General features: G+C 58.5%; 17 protein-coding genes. 9 read left to right on the forward strand and 8 right to left on the reverse strand.

Annotation, left to right across the window (positions count from 1 at the left end; genetic code table 11):
- Positions 1-231: 231 nt before the first annotated feature.
- From ACZ1G7_RS01675 to ACZ1G7_RS01690, 4 genes are all read right to left on the reverse strand, one after another.
- Positions 232-1284, reverse strand: a complete 1053-nt coding sequence (locus ACZ1G7_RS01675; protein WP_472661799.1) for a TPM domain-containing protein — start codon at positions 1282-1284, stop codon at positions 232-234.
- Between the two features lie 58 nt (positions 1285-1342).
- A complete protein-coding gene (locus tag ACZ1G7_RS01680) occupies positions 1343-2146 on the reverse strand; it encodes an isocitrate lyase/PEP mutase family protein (RefSeq protein ID WP_472661801.1) in 804 nt (267 codons plus the stop codon).
- The gene (locus tag ACZ1G7_RS01685; RefSeq protein WP_472661803.1) at positions 2143-3315 is read right to left on the reverse strand and encodes a pyridoxal phosphate-dependent aminotransferase; all 1173 of its coding nucleotides are present in this window, start codon (positions 3313-3315) and stop codon (positions 2143-2145) included. The genes ACZ1G7_RS01680 and ACZ1G7_RS01685 overlap by 4 nt, the downstream gene beginning before the upstream one ends.
- Positions 3316-3389: 74 nt before the next feature.
- Complete coding sequence (locus ACZ1G7_RS01690) at positions 3390-3740, reverse strand: MmcQ/YjbR family DNA-binding protein (RefSeq protein ID WP_472661804.1); 351 nt, start codon at positions 3738-3740, stop codon at positions 3390-3392.
- A gap of 184 nt (positions 3741-3924) precedes the next feature.
- On the opposite strand from ACZ1G7_RS01690, the gene cysS reads away from it, so the two are divergent.
- From cysS to ACZ1G7_RS01705, 3 genes are all read left to right on the forward strand, one after another.
- Complete coding sequence (cysS, locus tag ACZ1G7_RS01695; protein WP_472661805.1) at positions 3925-5313, forward strand: cysteine--tRNA ligase; 1389 nt, start codon at positions 3925-3927, stop codon at positions 5311-5313.
- A gap of 273 nt (positions 5314-5586) precedes the next feature.
- The gene (cimA, locus tag ACZ1G7_RS01700; RefSeq protein ID WP_472661807.1) at positions 5587-7203 is read left to right on the forward strand and encodes a citramalate synthase; all 1617 of its coding nucleotides are present in this window, start codon (positions 5587-5589) and stop codon (positions 7201-7203) included.
- Entirely contained in the window at positions 7200-7967 is a 768-nt protein-coding gene (locus ACZ1G7_RS01705; RefSeq protein WP_472661808.1) for a squalene/phytoene synthase family protein, read from the forward strand. The genes cimA and ACZ1G7_RS01705 overlap by 4 nt, the downstream gene beginning before the upstream one ends.
- Here ACZ1G7_RS01705 and ACZ1G7_RS01710 read toward each other — a convergent pair.
- From ACZ1G7_RS01710 to cobA, 3 genes are read right to left on the reverse strand one after another with little or no spacing between them, the layout of a single operon-like run.
- A complete protein-coding gene (locus ACZ1G7_RS01710; protein WP_472661809.1) occupies positions 7964-9196 on the reverse strand; it encodes an MFS transporter in 1233 nt (410 codons plus the stop codon). The two genes, ACZ1G7_RS01705 and ACZ1G7_RS01710, sit on opposite strands and share 4 nt — an antisense overlap.
- A gap of 27 nt (positions 9197-9223) precedes the next feature.
- On the reverse strand, positions 9224-10495 hold the full coding sequence (locus tag ACZ1G7_RS01715) for a cobyrinate a,c-diamide synthase (RefSeq protein WP_472661810.1): 1272 nt from the start codon (positions 10493-10495) through the stop codon (positions 9224-9226).
- A 12-nt stretch (positions 10496-10507) separates the two neighbouring features.
- Complete coding sequence (gene cobA, locus ACZ1G7_RS01720) at positions 10508-11359, reverse strand: uroporphyrinogen-III C-methyltransferase (protein ID WP_472661811.1); 852 nt, start codon at positions 11357-11359, stop codon at positions 10508-10510.
- A gap of 97 nt (positions 11360-11456) precedes the next feature.
- Between cobA and ACZ1G7_RS01725 the strand changes: the two genes are divergently transcribed.
- From ACZ1G7_RS01725 to ACZ1G7_RS01750, 6 genes are all read left to right on the forward strand, one after another.
- Complete coding sequence (locus ACZ1G7_RS01725; RefSeq protein WP_472661813.1) at positions 11457-12512, forward strand: cobalt-precorrin-5B (C(1))-methyltransferase; 1056 nt, start codon at positions 11457-11459, stop codon at positions 12510-12512.
- On the forward strand, positions 12512-13249 hold the full coding sequence (locus ACZ1G7_RS01730; protein ID WP_472661815.1) for a cobalt-precorrin-6A reductase: 738 nt from the start codon (positions 12512-12514) through the stop codon (positions 13247-13249). Before ACZ1G7_RS01725 ends, ACZ1G7_RS01730 begins: the two co-directional genes overlap by 1 nt.
- Positions 13236-13859 (forward strand): DNA-3-methyladenine glycosylase family protein, encoded by a 624-nt coding sequence (locus tag ACZ1G7_RS01735; protein ID WP_472661817.1) that lies wholly within the window; start codon positions 13236-13238, stop codon positions 13857-13859. The genes ACZ1G7_RS01730 and ACZ1G7_RS01735 overlap by 14 nt, the downstream gene beginning before the upstream one ends.
- Positions 13860-14531: an alpha/beta hydrolase gene (locus ACZ1G7_RS01740; RefSeq protein ID WP_472661819.1), complete on the forward strand. Its 672-nt coding sequence runs from the start codon at positions 13860-13862 to the stop codon at positions 14529-14531.
- Positions 14532-14716: 185 nt separating this feature from the next.
- Positions 14717-15313: an HNH endonuclease gene (locus tag ACZ1G7_RS01745; protein WP_472661820.1), complete on the forward strand. Its 597-nt coding sequence runs from the start codon at positions 14717-14719 to the stop codon at positions 15311-15313.
- Complete coding sequence (locus tag ACZ1G7_RS01750) at positions 15310-16260, forward strand: agmatinase (RefSeq protein ID WP_472661821.1); 951 nt, start codon at positions 15310-15312, stop codon at positions 16258-16260. The genes ACZ1G7_RS01745 and ACZ1G7_RS01750 overlap by 4 nt, the downstream gene beginning before the upstream one ends.
- Here the strand turns inward: ACZ1G7_RS01750 and ACZ1G7_RS01755 are convergent.
- Positions 16257-17216: a radical SAM protein gene (locus tag ACZ1G7_RS01755; protein WP_472661823.1), complete on the reverse strand. Its 960-nt coding sequence runs from the start codon at positions 17214-17216 to the stop codon at positions 16257-16259. The two genes, ACZ1G7_RS01750 and ACZ1G7_RS01755, sit on opposite strands and share 4 nt — an antisense overlap.
- Between the last annotated feature and the right edge of the window lie 157 nt (positions 17217-17373).

Below are 17373 nucleotides of genomic sequence, written 5' to 3' on the forward strand. Positions count from 1 at the left end.
GGTCTTTCACTTGATTTGATGGGGCCCTTGTTGAAAAGGGCATGGGCTTGCATCAAATCTGTGGTCGTCCCCGGGCCGCACGCCCACGGCGCGCGCCGATGGTGCGCAGAACCAAACTCATTTTGCAGCGCGATTTTTGCATCACACGGCCTCCCTGTGGATATGTTGGATCCGGCAGGCCAGTGAATTCTATCTCATTTGCGTCACAGAGGTCTGTTTGCGGCAGCAGGCTTACCAGCTGCCCGAGCCGCCCCCGCCGGACGAGGAACCGCCGCCAAAGCTGGAAGACGACCCGCTTGACCCACCACTGGAGGACGCGCTTGAGCGCACGCGCATCGGTGTTGACACTTCACGCGTCGCGGTGTGGCCGCAATTTTCGCATTCGCTGTCCAGCCTGTCACGCCCGCCACTTGAATAAGTTGCGGCCTGAAGCGTCGTCCGTCGCGTCTCATAGGTGTGGTATTTGCAGTTTGGACAGGCGGAGTGCCGTTTACGGAACTTTGGATAGCCTACAATTGTCAGGTGCTCGTCATGCTCGCAAAACCAGACGCCGTAATTCTTTGAATCGAGCTCTTCTTCCAGAATTTGCCCGGCAGTCAGGTACTGATCTTCCTGAACATCGCCCAAGCGCAGCATGATGCGCCCGCATTCGGGGCATTTTTTAGGACGGCGGCGGATGATGCCGCGAATGGCATAGAACACGGCAAAAGGCGCGGCTAACCCGATAAAGGGAAATGTCATCACAAGAACAATGATGACCGGGATCGCAATGCCTTTGTTGTTGTCGATCCAGTATGAAATCCGATTCCCAAAGCTCATTTCGGGAAGCTCATTTGACGCCATATCCAGCTGGCTCAGGCTCGCGCGCGTGCCGTCAATTATGCCTTGCTCATAGGCGTTGTCCCGAAAGCGCGGTAGCATATCGCGGTCAATGATGCGCTTCGCGATCCCGTCCCAACGCGCCGGGTAGCCTGATCCCAGCGCAATGCGCACATCGCGGTCTTTCACCGCGACAACCATCATGATCCCATCATTGCGCTCGGCATTGCCGACGCCCCATTTGTTGAACAGGTCTTTTGAAAACTCTGCAATATCGCGAAACTGCCCGTAGTCGCTGCGATTGTTGATCGTCACGACCGTCATTTCATGATCGCGCGTATCACGCGCTTCTTGCAGCATTGCCGACAGCTCGGCCTCCGTCTCAGGCGACAAGATGTCCGCAAAATCATTGACCAGCACCGATTGGTAGTCCGGCAGCGATTGCGCGCCCGCGCTGAATGACATTAGGAGAGTGACGTAAAATGCTAATAAAAAACGATAAAGCAAGGTCTTTGTTTTCCTTTCAAAGCTTGGGTTTTAGCAGGGCATCGACCTTATCACCCGACATCGCCTGACCCAAAGGTGAAAAATCACCCGCGCCGAACATCGCCTCGCTGGCCTCAAAGATCGCGCGATGCGTCACCCGCGCAAGCGCTGAGCCAAGGGAGATGCGCGCGACACCCGCGGCCGCGAACTCCGCTCGGCTGAACTTGGTAAATCGCCCGGCAGCCAACACATTCACCGGCTTGCTGGTCGCCGCCACAACCCGCTTCAAATCCTCCATCGTCGGCGGCAGCGGCACGTAAATCCCATCGGCCCCCGCCGCGTCAAAGGCCTGCACCCGCCGGATCGCCTCATCCATGTCGTAGCCGCCCGTCATCACCCCGTCGGCCCGCGCCACAAAGAAGAAGTCGTCTTTCAAGGCCCGCGCCGCAGCACTCGCCGCGCGCATCCGCTCTACCGCCAGCTCTAACTCATAAACCTGATCAGACGCGCCAATCGTGTCCTCAATGCAAATCCCCGCCAGCCCAATCTCGCCCGACAGCCGTACCGTCTCCGCACACATATCCGGGTCCGCGCCGAACCCGTCCTCAAAATCGCCCGACACCGGCACGTTCACGGCCGCCACCAGCTCCTGCGCATGCGCCAGGTTCTCGTCGCGCGAGGTGTGCCCGCCATCCGGCAGCCCGCGGGTAAAGGCAAATGCCGCTGATGAGGTCGCAATCGCTGCCGCGCCCAGCCCCTCCAGCATCTTCGCCGATCCCACGTCCCAGGCATTGGCCAGAATGAACGGATCGCCGGGGCGGTGCAGCGCGCGGAAGCTCATGGCGCCATCTCCTGTGCAAAGCTCAACACGGTGCCCAAGGCGCGCTCGAACGCCGCGTCTTCCACCGTCATCGCCACACGGATATGGCCGGCGGCGGCGTCGCCAAAGCTTTCGCCCGGCATCACCGCGATGTGGTGCGCGTCCAGCAGCCGGTTGGCAAACTCTTCGCCCGACAGGCCCGTGGCACGCAAATCCAGCATCATGTACATCGCGCCGCCCGAGGGCACTAATTTCACAAGGTTTTGCCCCGCGATCAGCCGCTGCCCGATGGCGCGGCGCCGTTCAAACGGGGCGCCGACGCGGGCCTCCAGCTCCGGCCCGGCGGTCAGCGCGAAAACGGCGGCGTCCTGAATGTAGCCCGGCACGCCGTAGGTGGTGTAGGTCGCGAGGTTGATCATGGTCTCGATCACCTCCGCAGGCCCCGCGACCCAGCCCACGCGGCTGCCGGTCATGGCGTGGCTTTTCGACATGGAGCCGACCACCAAGGTGCGCGCCGCCATGCCGTCCGCCGCCCTTGGGCTCAGATGCGTGCCTTCCCAGACTTGGGTGTCGTAGACCTCGTCCGAGATGCACCACAGGTCGTATTCGCAGCAGGCCCGCGCGATGCCGTTCACTGTCTCTTCGCTATAGACCACACCTGTCGGGTTGTTGGGTGTGTTCACCAGGATCGACCGCGCCCCGCGCGACTGCTTGGCGATGTCGGTAAAGCTCGGTTGAAACGCCGCTTCCGGCCGCGTTGGGATCCGGCGCGGCACCGCGCCCACGCCGCGAATGGTACCGGGGTAGGTGGCGTAAAACGGGTCGCAATGCAGGGCTACGTCGCCCTCGTCGCAGGTGGCATGATGGGCCGCGAAAAGCCCCGCTTGCCCGCCCGGGGTGATCAAAATGTTGTCGCGGGTTGTGGCCACGCCGGTCCGCTCGGACAGTCGCTCCGCTACGGTGTCGCGCAAAGCGCTGGTGCCCGGAACGATGGCATATCCCGTATGCCCGCCCAAAGCGGCCTTGTGCATCGCTTCTAGGATCGAGGCGTCGGTGCCAATGTCATGCTCCCCAATGGTCAGCTCAACAACATCAACGCCGTCCTCTAACATCTTGCGTGCACGGTAAAAAACGTCCCACCCGTCTGAGCCGCCACCGTTCAAATTGCTGATACGTTCCGAAAGTTTCATGCGCCGCCATCCTGTCTTCGCTTTGGGCTGATCTGGCCCAGATCTGTCCCGGCGCGCAGCCCCGTGTCAAATCGCTATTTGTCGGCCTCACGCAACGTATTTTGAACCTTTTTGGGAAGCTTCGACAGGATCAGCTGGTAGGATGTCTCGACGCGCTCACGCAGCTCGTCATCGGGCACATGGCCCCACGGAATACGCACCCAGCTGCGGTGAAAATACGGCGCTTTAATCGCACGTTCCATATCGATCAGCATCTCCGCGCTCGCCACGTCAGCGGTTTTGACAGAGACGCCATCATCCATGACGCCGATCATCGCAAACATCTTGCCGCCGATTTTCCATGCATCATGCCCGCCGCCCCACGGATCGGTGCATTCCGCGCCGGGCAGGGTTTGGCAAAATTGGTTGATGATCTCACGGCTCATAAAGGCAGGCTTGCACAAAACTCTTGGCCGATCCAGTTTTCGCTGCTACTCAAGCGAAATGACCAAGACCTGCATCATTATCTGCTGCTGCATTACCTTCTGATATCAATCAGGCGGGTCTTTACCATTTCAATACCAAGATTGAGTTGCTAAGCCCCGCCGGGACACCTGCGCGTGAGGCTTTATGACGATCAAACTCTACAACACCGCGACCCGCTCGAAAGAGGTGCTGGACCCCATCAAAAAGGATGAGGTCAGCATGTATGTCTGCGGGCCCACGGTCTATGATCGCGCGCATCTGGGCAATGCCCGGGCTGTGATGGTGTTTGACATGTTGTTCCGCCTGTTGCGCCATGAATATGGCGTAGATTCAGTGAATTACGTGCGAAACTTCACAGACATAGACGACAAGATCAACGCGCGCGCAGCCCAGACAGGCCGCGATATCGGCGACATCACCGCTGAAACGACGCAATGGTTTCTGGACGATATGGCCGCTGTTGGCGCGTTAGAGCCGACAGATATGCCGCGCGCCACGGGGTATATCCCGCAAATGGTGGCGATGATCGAAGACCTGATCGAAAAAGGGCACGCCTACGCTGCTGAGGGGCACGCCTTGTTCCGCGTGCGCAGCTATGAAGATTACGGCAAGCTGTCGGGCCGCTCCGTTGATGACATGATCGCAGGCGCACGGGTTGAGGTCGCGCCTTATAAAGAAGACCCGATGGATTTCGTGCTTTGGAAACCCTCGGACGAAAATACGCCGGGCTGGGACAGCCCTTGGGGCAGGGGGCGGCCCGGCTGGCATATCGAATGCTCCGCCATGGCCTTTGACCGGCTGGGGTCCGAGTTCGACATACATGGCGGCGGCAACGACCTGACCTTCCCGCATCATGAAAATGAAATCGCCCAAAGCAAATGCGCAGGCCACGGCTTTGCGAAGATCTGGATGCACAACGAAATGCTTCAGGTCGAAGGCAAGAAAATGTCCAAATCCTTGGGCAATTTCTTCACTGTCCGCGACCTGCTGGACCAAGGCGTGCCGGGCGAAGTCATCCGCTTCGTGATGCTGTCCACACATTACCGCAAGCCGATGGACTGGACGGAGAAGAAGCGTGAGGAGGCGGAATCAACTCTCTACAAATGGTACATTGCGACGCTTGACGTCGATACGACGCCGCTCCCAGATTTTGCAATTGAGAAGCTTCGAAATGACTTGAATGTACCGGGCTTCATTGCCGACATGCATGGCTTTGCTAAAGGCAAAGAACTAGGGGCACTCAAAAAGGCGCTTATGCTATTGGGTTTTGGAAAAGCCGAAGAAATTGACTGGCTTTCAAAGTACCCGAGTTCTATCGCATCAACAAAGGGTGGTTACGATGGGGTTTCGCGAGAACTCTTGCCGTTTCTTTCTTTCTGGATGGAACTTCGAAAAGAGAAGCGTTTCGAGGAAGCAGATAAATATAAGAACCGCTTAGAAGAAACTGGTCTCAAAGTCAGCGTCTCAGGCACAAGCCCGCATGCAGAGATACTGCCCGGCTTTGATCCCTCCAAGTTGGAGGCCCTTAAATGATATCTCCAACACAAGGGCCGCGCCCGACCTGGAGGGCGCTTGCGACGAAAGTATATCGCGCTGCACTCTCAAGCTTTGATCGATCAAGTTTTGCGAATGACCCAACAACACGCCCTCCGGGGGAGGTCGGGCGTGGCCCGGCGATGCCGGGCGGGACGATTTTTATGGGCCGTTTTCGGACCCTTTCCAATTCGTTAACCCCGCAGCCGTAAGGCATCAAAAACAACATCTTACAAGATTCCCCGCATGCGGGGCGACAGTGAAAGCCAGCCCATGACCCGCGAGCGCCTCTTTCTTTTCGATACCACCCTGCGTGACGGCCAGCAGACCCAAGGGGTCCAGTTCTCGACCCCCGAAAAGGTCCAGATCGCCGAAATGCTGGACGCGATCGGGATCGATCACATCGAAGGCGGCTGGCCCGGCGCGAACCCGACCGACAGCGAATTTTTTGAGAACGCTCCCCAGACAAACGCCACGATGACCGCCTTCGGGATGACCAAGCGATCCGGCCGCTCCGCCGAAAATGATGACGTCCTCGCCGCCGTGCTCAACGCCGGCACCCCGTCGGTCTGTCTGGTGGGAAAGACCCATGATTTCCACGTAAAGACCGCGCTTGGCATCTCCCTTGAGGAGAACACCGAAAACATCGCCGCCTCCTTCAAACATATCGCGGCCCAGGGCCGCGAAGCGATTTTTGACGCGGAACATTTCTTTGACGGCTACAAATCCAACCCCGACTACGCTCTGCAAGCCATCCACGCTGCCTATGAAGCCGGCTGCCGCTGGATCGCGCTGTGCGACACCAATGGCGGCACGCTGCCGTCCGAGATTTCGGGTATCGTTGAGGCCGTCATCACTTCCGGCATCCCCGGCACAAACCTTGGCATCCACACACATAACGACACGGAAAACGCCGTAGCCGGCAGCCTCGCAGCGGTCGAGGCCGGTGCGCGCCAAATCCAGGGCACGCTAAACGGGCTTGGGGAACGCTGCGGCAATGCCAATCTGACATCAATCATCCCGACGCTGCTTCTGAAACCCAACTTCGCGGAACGCTTCGAGACCGGGATCGCTGTCGAAAACCTGCCCATGCTGACGCTCGCCTCCCGCAAGCTTGACGACATCCTGAACCGCGTCCCGAACCGGCAAGCGCCATACGTCGGAGCCTCCGCCTTTGCACATAAGGCGGGGTTGCATGCTTCGGCCATTCTGAAAGACCCGACCACCTATGAGCATGTCGACCCTGCCGCGGTCGGCAATGCACGCATCATTCCGATGTCCAATCAGGCCGGGCAGTCTAATCTGCGCAAGAGGCTGGCTGAAATGGGATTGGGCGAGGTCGATAAATCGGCACTGCCGCGTATTCTTGATCGGATCAAGCGAGAGGAAGACAAAGGCTATTCCTATGACACCGCGCAGGCGTCTTTTGAAATGCTGGCCCGTGCAGAACTCGGGCTGATCCCGGACTTCTTTGACGTTAAACGATACAAGGTGACGGTCGAACGGCGGAAAAACAAATACAACAAAATGGTGTCGTTGTCCGAGGCCGTGGTGGTGGTGAAAGTCGGGGATCAAAAGATGCTGAGCGTCTCGGAATCCATGGATGAAAGCGGATCGGATCGCGGGCCGGTCAACGCGCTTTGGAAAGCGCTTGCCAAGGATCTGGGCAGCTACACGTCGGTTTTGGAAGACATGCATCTGGTCGATTTCAAGGTGCGTATCACCCAAGGCGGCACGGCGGCGGTCACGCGGGTCATTATTGACAGCGCCGATAGCGCCGGGCGGCGTTGGTCAACCGTGGGTGTGTCGCCAAATATTGTGGACGCTTCGTTCGAAGCGCTTCTTGATGCCATCAACTGGAAGCTCATCCAAGAAGGTGCGACGGCGTGAGCCTTGAGGCCTGCGCCGAGATCGTTGAAAATGCGGACCCGGATCGCTTTGTCACCGCGCAGTTGGCATCCGAGCGGGTTCAACGCATCCTTTGGCCGCTTTACGCGTTCAACGTTGAGGTCACGCGTGCGCCATGGGTCACGCACGAAACCATGATCGCTGAAATCCGGCTGCAATGGTGGCGCGATGCGTTAGAAGAAATCCGTGAAGGACGCGCCGTGCGGTCACATGCTGTGACCGTCCCATTGGCAGAGGTTTTGGATGCGGAGGGCGCGATGGTACTGGATCGGCTGGTACAGGCGCGCGCGTGGGATATCTACAGCGACCCGTTCCCGCACCGGCAGGCGTTTGATGCTTATATTGACGCGACCTATGGAGCATTGATCGGGACGGCAGCGCGGCTGATTGGGCCGGTGGATGTCGAGATCATTGCCAAATTTGCCTATGGCTGCGGCGTGGCTGCGATGCTGCGGGCAGCGCCCGAGCTGGCGGCGCGGGGCAAACGGCCTTTGCCGGTGGGTGACGCAGATGGGTATCGTGACCTTGCTGGGGACGCTCTAAAAGCCTTGGATTTTTCCCGCTCCGGCCGTCGTGAAGTATCAAAGGAACATGCGGGTTTGATGTTGTCGGGCTGGCAGGCTTTGCCGATCTTGCAGCACGCGATCAACGATCCGAAGGGCGCGTTGGAACAGGGTTTTGCCAGCTCTGAATTCTCAAAGAGGTTGCGGCTTTTGAAGCTTTCAATGCTTGGATGGTGGCGTTAGGCCGTTTTGCTGCGGTCGATCACAAGCCAGACCAAAGCGCCGCCTGCAAGCGCCAAAAACGGTCCCATTGCGTAGTTGACTGCGTTCCATCCTTCGACCGGTGTACCACCTGAGCAATTCATCAACCCGCCGGAGGCCAGCGAGGCGACGGTCACGCAGCCAAAGACTAAAGCGTCATTGAGGCCTTGGACGCGACCGCGCTCTGCCGCGCTGTGGGACGATGCCAAGAGCGTCGTGGCGCCGATAAAGCCGAAGTTCCAGCCGAGACCCAGCAAGATCAGCGCGCCGAAAAAGTTGGTGAGCTCGACGCCCGACAGGGCCACCACCCCGGCAAATCCCAAAATTACCAGCCCCGCGCCGATGATTTTTTCGACCCCAAACCGCGCGATCAGGTGCCCAGTAAAGAAGGATGGCGCAAACATCGCCAGCACGTGGGCCGAGACGATGTCATTCGCGTTGTCATTGGTGAACCCGCAGCCGACAACGGCCAAAGGCGTCGATGTCATCACCAGATTCATAAGGGCATAGGCGACCATGGCGCAGATGACGGCAACTGCGATGCGCGGGTCCTTGAGCAGCTCCATTTTTGTGCGCGCGGCGCTTGCGGTTGCGCTGACCTGCTGCGTGACCTTACCGGGTAGATCAAGCGCGAAGAAAAGGAAAAGGCCTACGAGGTTCAGGACGACCACTGCGGCGTAGGTGCCGAAGAATGGGATCATCCACGCTTCCATAACGCCCTTGTTCAGCTGCGGGCCGATGATGGCCGACAAAAGCCCGCCCGCCATCACATAGGAAATTGCTTTGGGTTTATAGCTGTCTGATGCCATGTCCGTCGCCGCGAAGCGGTAAAAGCCCTGCGCGGACATGTAGATACCCGTAAGATAGCTGCCTGCGAGGAGTGTAATGAACGAACCAATATAGAGCCCGTATGCGGCAAGCGCCGCACCAGCTGCACCCGCAATAGCGCCCAAAATGAAGCCCGCACGCCGTCCGTTGCGTTGCATGAACGGGCTGAGCCAAGGCGCAGTGGTCATTGAGCTGAAGACGATCATTGAAATTGGCAGGGTCGCCAGGCACGGGTTTGTCGACAACATATTTCCGGCCAGACCGCCGGTGACAAAGATCATGGGCATCTGCGCGCCAAGGATCGCTTGGGCCAATACAAGGACCCACACATTGCGCCGGGCGCGGCTATCGTCGGTCTCGGGATTGATGGCGTGATCGGTCATGCTCTTTGCCCTACGCCCACGTGCCGGTCATGGCAAGACGCGGTCGATGATATGGGCGAATGAGCCTGATACCCGTCCTTCGACCAACCCCATGGCCGGTAGCGAATTGCCTTCTGCGTCATGGGCTTGAAACAGCGGGGTGCCTTCAGCGCGCAATGTGGTCGCATAGTGGAACTCGTGGCCTTTAAACTGGCCTTTGAGGGGGCCTTTTTTTGCAGCGAGTTCTCGGTAGCCCAGATGCAGTTTGCGCTGCGCGAAACTGGTTTCAAGGCGCAGAAGGCCGGCCATCCGATGGGATGTGCCATGCGCGTCGGTCAGGCTGTCACCCAGAACCATGTAGCCGCCGCATTCCCCATAAATATCAGTGTGTTTCGCGGTTTTTCTTAGGCTTTCAAGAAAGGTTTTTGCCGCGGCTAGGTTTGCGGCATGCAGCTCGGGATAGCCGCCCGGCAGGTAGACCAGGTCAGCAGGCGGCACAGGATCGTCATTCAGGGGGGAGAATGTGCTTATCGTAATACCGGCCTCAATCCAGCCGCGCAGAAGATGGGGGTAGATGAAGGAAAATGCCGCGTCTTGGGCGATTGCGATATGACGCCGTTGGGGTGGGATCGGACGGTTCGCTACATGATCAGGCAGCGGCGCGCTTAGGCGGAGCAGAGCGTCAATGTCGACCTCCTCGCACATCTGTGCGGCGGCACCGTCAAGGAACGTTTCGAGATCTGCGTGTTCTTGTGCTTGCACCAAACCCAAATGGCGCGACGGGATCTCAAGCCCTGCATCGCGCATCACGCAACCCAGTACGGGAATACCGAGTGGTTCCAAGGCAGTCGTCAACATGCGAACATGGCGCGCGCTGCCAACCTTGTTGAGGATCACACCTGCGATGCGGACTGCCGGGTCGAACTGGGCAAACCCTGCAACCAAGGGCGCGATGGATTGCGCCGTTTTAGACGCATCGACCACCAAGATCACCGGCAGATTCAATTGGCGCGCCAGGTCGGCTACGGCGCCCTTTCCATGGGGCGGGGCTCCATCAAAGAGACCCATCGCGCCTTCGATCAGCAGAAGATCGTTGCCGCTTGCCAGCTCCGCGATCCGGTCGGGCGTCATGGCCCAGGCGTCTAGGTTCAGGCAGGGCGCGCCGCAAGCGGCTTCGTGAAATTTGGGGTCGATATAGTCGGGCCCGGATTTGGCACCGCGCACCGCAATCTTTTTGTCCCGGATTGCGCGCAACAGGCCAAGCGTTATCGTCGTCTTTCCGCTGCCGGAACTTGGCGCTGCAATGATGAAACCGGGCATAAAGGGACCCGTTTACGCGCTTTCTGCCGGGCGGCCACGCCCCAGCGGGTCGAGATTGCGCGGGGCTGTACCCTCGGCCTGCGCTTGCCAATCGAGGACTTGCCGCATCAGGACAGACCGACCGATGCAAATGATTGCGGGCGGTGCCATTCCAGCAGTTTCAATATCCGCGACGCAGGTGCCCAGCGTCGTTTCCAAGACGCGCTGTTCTTGCGTCGTGGCGGTTGTAACAATCGCCACAGGTTCCGCGCTTGAGCGCCCTGCCTTGAGTAATTCAGAAGAGATACGGGCGATGTGCTTCATACCCATGTAGATCACGATGACCTGACTGCCGCGCGCAATCGCAGGCCAATCAAGTGAGCCCGTAGCATTGCCCGACTGGTCGTGCCCGGTGACAAATGTGACTGATTGATTGACGTCGCGATGGGTCACGGGGATGCCTGCATAGGCAAGCCCACCGATGCCTGCGGAAATCCCTGGGATGATGCGGATCGGGACACCGTGCTGCACCAAAGTTTGGGCTTCTTCGCCGCCACGCCCGAAGACGAATGGATCACCGCCTTTGAGGCGCAGCACTTTCTTGCCTTGGCGGGCGAGTTCTACCAGCCTAAGCGAAATGTCGCGTTGCTTGGCGGACGGCTTGCCGCCGCGTTTGCCTGCATATTCATGCTGCGCCTGCGGCGCCCAATCCAATATGGCTTCTTGCACCAATGCGTCGTAAATCACGACATCGGCCTGCCTGAGCGCATTGACCGCATGCAAGGTCAATAGTCCCGGATCGCCCGGGCCTGCGCCGCATAACCACACCCACCCCGCCTCGAGGCGGGGCCAGTCGGTGCCGGGAAGGGAAAGCGAGTCGGTCATGTCGCTATATTGCAAGCAGAGCGCGCCTAGGGAAAGCGAAAGAACGACCGGCAATCGTTCATTGGCGGCGCGAATTTTGCCACTATAGTCGCGCCTTATGACGAATGACCCTGCAACCCGGCTTAAACGCGGATGGACCACGGGCGCTTGCGCGACAGCGGCCACGAAGGCGGCCTTGCAGATGCTGTGGGGCGGTGTGACGCCTGACACGGTCGGGATCACCTTGCCGAAAGGCGAGACGCCGGTTTTTGCGGTGCACAGCTCGGAGCGCGGTTCGGGATGGGCGCGTGTGGGCATCGAAAAGGACGCGGGCGATGATCCTGATGTAACCCATGGCGCGATCATCGAAGCCCGTGTGCAAGCATCACCAAGCGGCGTTGTTTTCAAAGCAGGCGAAGGGGTTGGTACCGTAACCAAGCCGGGCCTGCCAATTGACGTCGGTGAGCCGTCGATCAATCCAGTGCCGCGTCAGATGATGAGAGGTGTGGTCGAGGAAATGGCTGTCGAATACGGCCAAGCGGCGAATGTCGAGATCACAGTTTCTGTCCAAAATGGGCGCGCGCTTGCGCTGAAAACATGGAACCCGCGTCTGGGGATTGAAGGCGGCCTTTCGATCCTTGGCACAACTGGCATAGTTCGGCCGTTTTCCTGCGCCGCGTGGATCGCCTCCATCCACCGGGGGATTGATGTGGCGGTTGCGACAGGCACGGGCCATGTCGCCGGCTGTACCGGATCAACCAGTGAACGCGTCGTGCAGGACCTGCACGGGCTGCCCGATCACGCGATGCTTGATATGGGGGATTTTGCAGGGGGTTTGCTGAAATATCTGGCCAAACACCCGGTTGCGCATTTCACTTTAGGCGGCGGCATCGGCAAACTGACGAAATTTGCGCAAGGCGCGCGGGATCTGCATTCGAAACGGTCTCAGGTTGATTTTGATCTGCTGGGGGACTGGTCTGTTGAGGCCGGATTGCCGGATGTGCGTGACGCAAACACTGCCTTGGAAGCGTCGGAAATTGCCGGGGAAGAGCTGTGCCAGATCGTGGCGCGGCACGCGTGCGCGCATGCGAGGCAGTTTCTTGACGGCACTGGCATGGGCATTGATGTTGTCGTGATTGACCGCGCGGGCAAGATTTTGGCGCGGGCGGGCTGATGCGGATTTTGTTGCTTGCCGGGACGGGGGAGGCCACGTTGCTTGCCAAATCCTTGGTCGATTTGGGGCATGATATAACCGCATCGCTGGCGGGGGCGACACGCGCGCCGAAGCCGTTGCCCTGCGCCACGCGTATCGGTGGGTTTGGCGGGTCGCAGGGGTTTTCAGAATTCCTAGACACGTTCAAACCCGATCTGGTGATCGACGCAACGCATCCTTTTGCGCATCGCATATCGCGGCGTACGATTGGTATTTGTGACGAAAGGTCAATGCCTTACCTGCAACTTCTCAGACCTGCTTGGGTGCCCGACACCACGCGCCAGATATTTGAAGTATCTGACGCGGCGCAGGCCAAACAGATGATCCAGCCCGGCGCGCGGATTTTTCTGGCGACCGGACGTCAGACGCTTCAAGATTTTTCTGGATTTGATCACTGCACACTGATTTGCCGCCAGATTGATCCGCCTGATGGGCCGTTTCCTTTTCCAAATGGAAAATACCTTATCGGGCGGCCACCGTTTTCGGTTGAAGATGAGGTCGCGTTATTCAAACAGGAACAAATTGATTGGCTTGTCGTAAAAAACGCCGGCGGCGCGGCATCCTATTCGAAAATTGTGGCGGCAGAAAAGCTTGGGATACCCGTGCTGATGCTCGCACGGCCTGAAATGCCTGCAGCCGAACGGGTGCAAGCGGTAGAGGAGGCGCTCGCATGGGTGGCAAAGTTTGAGGCGAATTGAGACCGATGCCTGTGTGGCCGAAGGCGCGGCCTGGTTGGCCGAGACCCACCCTGAATTTGCGGCGATCCTGCCTGATGTCGAACCGTTGCCATTGCGATTGCGTCCCGATGGGTTTGGCCAACTTCTGAGCGCGATCATGTCCCAGCAGGTAAGTGTCGCCTCTGCCCGCGCCATATCAGGACGGTTGGAGGACGCAGGATTGCTGTCCGAAGACGCTGTAGCTGCCGCGAGCGAGGATGATTTGCGCGCATGTGGTTTGTCGCGGCAGAAAATTCGCTACGCCGGAGAACTGGCGCGGGCGCGGATTGACTATGACGGCTTGCGCAGCGCGGATAGCGAAACGGTTGTTGAAACATTGACCGCTGTACCAGGCATTGGCCATTGGACGGCGGAGATATACGCGATGTTCTCGTTGGGGCATGCAGATGTGTTCGCGCCGAACGATTTGGCGCTACAAATCGCGGCGCAACATGTGTTCAATTTGCCAGTGCGCCCCAAGGAAAAAGAGCTACGGGCACTGGCTGAAAACTGGTCGCCCTGGCGCGCCGTTGCGGCCCGCGCGCTCTTTGCCTATTACCATCATATCAAAGGGCGCGAGGGGCTTTCTTAAATGGCACGTATTCTGGAAGGCGGACGCAAAGCGTCAGCATCGGGCGAAGTTTCGACAGTGGTGATTTTCCTGCATGGCTACGGCGCGGATGGCAATGACCTTCTGGGGCTGGCCGACCCATTGGCACAGCACTTGCCTGACACGGTGTTTTACGCGCCCAACGCGCCGGAACGCTGCATCGGCAACCCGATGGGGTATCAATGGTTCCCGATCCCATGGATCGACGGCTCGTCCGAGGAAGAGGCCGAGGCGGGCATGGATTTGGCGGTTGAAGACCTCAACGCTTATCTAGACCGGGTCATGGTGGATGAGGATGTTTTGCCGGAACAGGTGGTGGTTATCGGCTTTTCGCAGGGCACCATGATGGCCTTGCATGTGTTGCCGCGCCGCGAGGACCCGGTGGCGGGCATTGTCGGTATTTCGGGACGTTTGTTGCGTCCTGAGCTGCTTGAGGACGAAGTGAAGTGTAAACCGCCCGTACTTTTGATCCACGGTGATCAAGATGAGGTGGTGCCACCGATATCGATGCCCGAGGCCGGCGACGCGCTGCAAAACGCGGGCTTCGAGGTGTTTGGCCATGTCATGGAAGGCACCGGCCACGGGATCGCACCAGATGGGTTGGGCGTCGCGCTCAGCTTTATCGGCAAGCAGTTCAATATCGACCTGGGATAGTCGCGCGCGCCCTGTGGATAACTGTCACAGGGCTGTCACGCGAATCTGAGAGCTTGCTCCCAAACCCCGATATAGCGGGGGTTGTCAGGCGGGACATACGATATATAGTTTCCGTTAAGGCAAGGGCAGGGGGTCCTGCTCTGGTGTCTGATACAAGGCGTTACAGGGCGGGAGACGAGTCACCCATGCAAGACCACGCAGTTCACGAGTTTCGGCATGATTTTGTGCGTGAGCCCGGCAGCCTGAAGCACAATCCGGCCTTGGTGTTGAATGCCGATTACCGGCCATTGTCTTACTACCCGCTATCACTTTGGACGTGGCAGGAGGCCGTGAAAGCCGCTTTCCTCGACCGTGTGACAATCTTGTCGGAATATGAAGATGTGGTTCGTTCCCCCACGACGGAGATCAAGATTCCGTCCGTTGTGGTGCTGAAAGACTATGTGAAACCGCAAAAAAAAGTGGCGTTTACCCGTTTCAATCTGTTTTTGCGCGACGAGTTCTGCTGCCAATATTGTGGCTCGCGTGGGGATTTGACCTTTGACCACGTTTTGCCACGTGCGCGGGGCGGGATCACTAGCTGGGAAAATGTCGTTGCCGCCTGTTCGCGGTGCAATCTGTCCAAGGGCTCAAAATTGCTGAAAAATTCCGGGCTTTCGCTGCGTAAACCGCCGCGCAAACCTGAATCCGAGCAGCTGCGCAACATGGGGCGGAAATTTCCGCCGAACCATTTGCACGAAAGCTGGATTGACTTCCTGTATTGGGACGCCGAACTTCAGGAATGAGCGATTTTTTCCATCCGGTCGCGGGGACCGTTCTTCCCCGTTTCGCGGGCCTGCCCAGCTTTATGCGGCTACCCTATCTGACGGCTGACCACCCGCGCATTGCGGAGGTTGAACTGGGCTTTTATGGCATGCCTTGGGATGGGGGTACGTCCAATCGGCCCGGTGCGCGCCATGGGCCGCGGGCCCTGCGCGACGCTTCAACGATGATCCGTGCTCAGCATGCCGTGACCAATGTGCGCCCTTTTGAAGCGATGAATTGCGCCGATCTGGGCGATGTTTCTGTGAACCCGGTAGAACAAGACACCACTTTGGCTGAAATTACGCGTTTTGTTGGGGAGATGCTTGGTCGCGGAACGCGTCCATTTGGTGTGGCGGGTGATCATCTGTGCACATTGCCGGTGCTCCGCGCGATTGCTGGGTCAGGCACCAAGCCTGCGCTGCTGCTCTATGACAGTCATACGGATCTGTTCCCGCCCTATTTTGGCAGCCCTGTGCTGACGCATGGTAACCCGTTCCGCATGGCGGTTGAGGAAGGTTTGATTGATTGCGAACGCTCCGTGATGATCGGAATGCGCGGTACGATGTATGACGATGATGACCGGCAGTTTGGCGCCAAGCACGGGATCACAATCATCCCGATGCATGAGGCGTTTGAAGCGGGGCTTGTTGCCAGCGTTGAACGCGCGAAGGGCATCATGGGTGATGCACCGACCTATTTCAGCTTCGATATCGACTTCATTGATCCGGCTTTTGCCCCCGGCACCGGGACGCCTGAGGTGGGTGGCCCGACATCCGCGCAGGCATTGGACATGATCCGCGCTGCGCAGGGTTTGAACTTCATTGGAGCGGATCTGGTCGAAGTATCACCGCCCTTTGACAACAACGGGATCACGTCTTGGCTGGGCGTATCGGTGATGTTTGAAATGCTGTGCCTGATGGCGCCTTAGGCGGAACAGCTCGCGCCACCCAAGACGCAGAACTTTGCGCAATGGGGGTGATTGAGTTGCACAGCGCCTTCGGCGTGTTCCAGTGTCTCCCCTAGTTCGAATTCTGGTGAATAGGGCAGCAGGGTGCAGGCCAGCACAGCGGGCGTCTCAGCGCCGCGGCGTTTGACGACCATGCGCGATGATGAACACATCATCGCATCGGGAGATTTGTCCAGAATGCCCCAACAGGCTGTCGTAATTTCCGGGACCTCAATCGTTTCATCCATTTCTGGGAAAATGACTGTTGTACCAGAATTTTGTGCATCGATCTTAAAGTCATGCTCGGCAAAAAGTTTGGCGTAACCCACCCGCGCCTCCGCCTGCGTTTCGTCCCACATGGAGCGGCCTGCGATTGCCATCCGCGCACCTTGATCGCGTAGCCATTCCATGCCTTCGATTGTCTTGGCAAATGCACCTGCGCCGCGTTCTTCGTCATGCAAGGTCTCCGACCAATGATCGACAGAGATGCGGAAGGTGAGCTTGTCACCGAATTCAGCAATCAGCTCGGCGATGCCCGCGCGCACGGATTTACGCATCATCGGGCGCATTGCATTGCTCAGAACCAACACCTCATAGCCGCGCTCTAAGGCAGCGCGGGTCATCGCGTTCATTTCGGGGTTCATGTATGGCTCGCCGCCAGTGAACGCGATCTCGCGCACGCCCCAATTACGGGTTTCGAGCTGGTCGAGGTAATCACGCACCTCAGCCTCAGAGATGTAGACCAATGCGTCATTCGTAGGCGAAGACAGGATATAGCAATTCGCGCATTCGATATTGCAGAGCGTTCCCGTGTTGAACCAAAGGGTTTGCGGGTTGGTTAGCGCAACGGAGGCGCGTGCATCGCCCTTTGCGGTGGTCAACGGATCGACGAATTTCCCGATGTTTGCTGCCGGTGCAGCTGTCGTTTGGTCTTTCATCCGGGTCTCCGATCTTGGCCGTTCCGTCGTGTCTAATCCGAGTGACACTGAGATAAAAGCATCGTGTTATAGCGGTGACGGTGATGTGAAGACTTGTGGTGTTTTCTGGCCATGCTAGACATTGCGCAGAGCCGGGGTTAGATCACCCATGTTAACG

The sequence above is a fragment of the Litoreibacter sp. JB4-2 genome (genome assembly GCF_055693445.1).

Excerpts from the sequence above, each read along its gene's own strand:
- ACZ1G7_RS01675 (WP_472661799.1), bottom strand. The coding sequence starts at position 1,284 with ATGTCATTCAGCGCGGGCGCGCAATCGCTGCCGGACTACCAATCGGTG.
- ACZ1G7_RS01680 (WP_472661801.1), bottom strand. The coding sequence starts at position 2,146 with ATGAGCTTCCGCGCGCTGCACCGCCCCGGCGATCCGTTCATTCTGGCC.
- ACZ1G7_RS01685 (WP_472661803.1), bottom strand. The coding sequence starts at position 3,315 with ATGAAACTTTCGGAACGTATCAGCAATTTGAACGGTGGCGGCTCAGAC.
- ACZ1G7_RS01690 (WP_472661804.1), bottom strand. The coding sequence starts at position 3,740 with ATGAGCCGTGAGATCATCAACCAATTTTGCCAAACCCTGCCCGGCGCG.
- cysS (WP_472661805.1), top strand. The coding sequence starts at position 3,925 with ATGACGATCAAACTCTACAACACCGCGACCCGCTCGAAAGAGGTGCTG.
- cimA (WP_472661807.1), top strand. The coding sequence starts at position 5,587 with ATGACCCGCGAGCGCCTCTTTCTTTTCGATACCACCCTGCGTGACGGC.
- ACZ1G7_RS01710 (WP_472661809.1), bottom strand. The coding sequence starts at position 9,196 with ATGACCGATCACGCCATCAATCCCGAGACCGACGATAGCCGCGCCCGG.
- ACZ1G7_RS01715 (WP_472661810.1), bottom strand. The coding sequence starts at position 10,495 with ATGCCCGGTTTCATCATTGCAGCGCCAAGTTCCGGCAGCGGAAAGACG.
- cobA (WP_472661811.1), bottom strand. The coding sequence starts at position 11,359 with ATGACCGACTCGCTTTCCCTTCCCGGCACCGACTGGCCCCGCCTCGAG.
- ACZ1G7_RS01725 (WP_472661813.1), top strand. The coding sequence starts at position 11,457 with ATGACGAATGACCCTGCAACCCGGCTTAAACGCGGATGGACCACGGGC.
- ACZ1G7_RS01730 (WP_472661815.1), top strand. The coding sequence starts at position 12,512 with ATGCGGATTTTGTTGCTTGCCGGGACGGGGGAGGCCACGTTGCTTGCC.
- ACZ1G7_RS01740 (WP_472661819.1), top strand. The coding sequence starts at position 13,860 with ATGGCACGTATTCTGGAAGGCGGACGCAAAGCGTCAGCATCGGGCGAA.
- ACZ1G7_RS01745 (WP_472661820.1), top strand. The coding sequence starts at position 14,717 with ATGCAAGACCACGCAGTTCACGAGTTTCGGCATGATTTTGTGCGTGAG.
- ACZ1G7_RS01750 (WP_472661821.1), top strand. The coding sequence starts at position 15,310 with ATGAGCGATTTTTTCCATCCGGTCGCGGGGACCGTTCTTCCCCGTTTC.
- ACZ1G7_RS01755 (WP_472661823.1), bottom strand. The coding sequence starts at position 17,216 with ATGAAAGACCAAACGACAGCTGCACCGGCAGCAAACATCGGGAAATTC.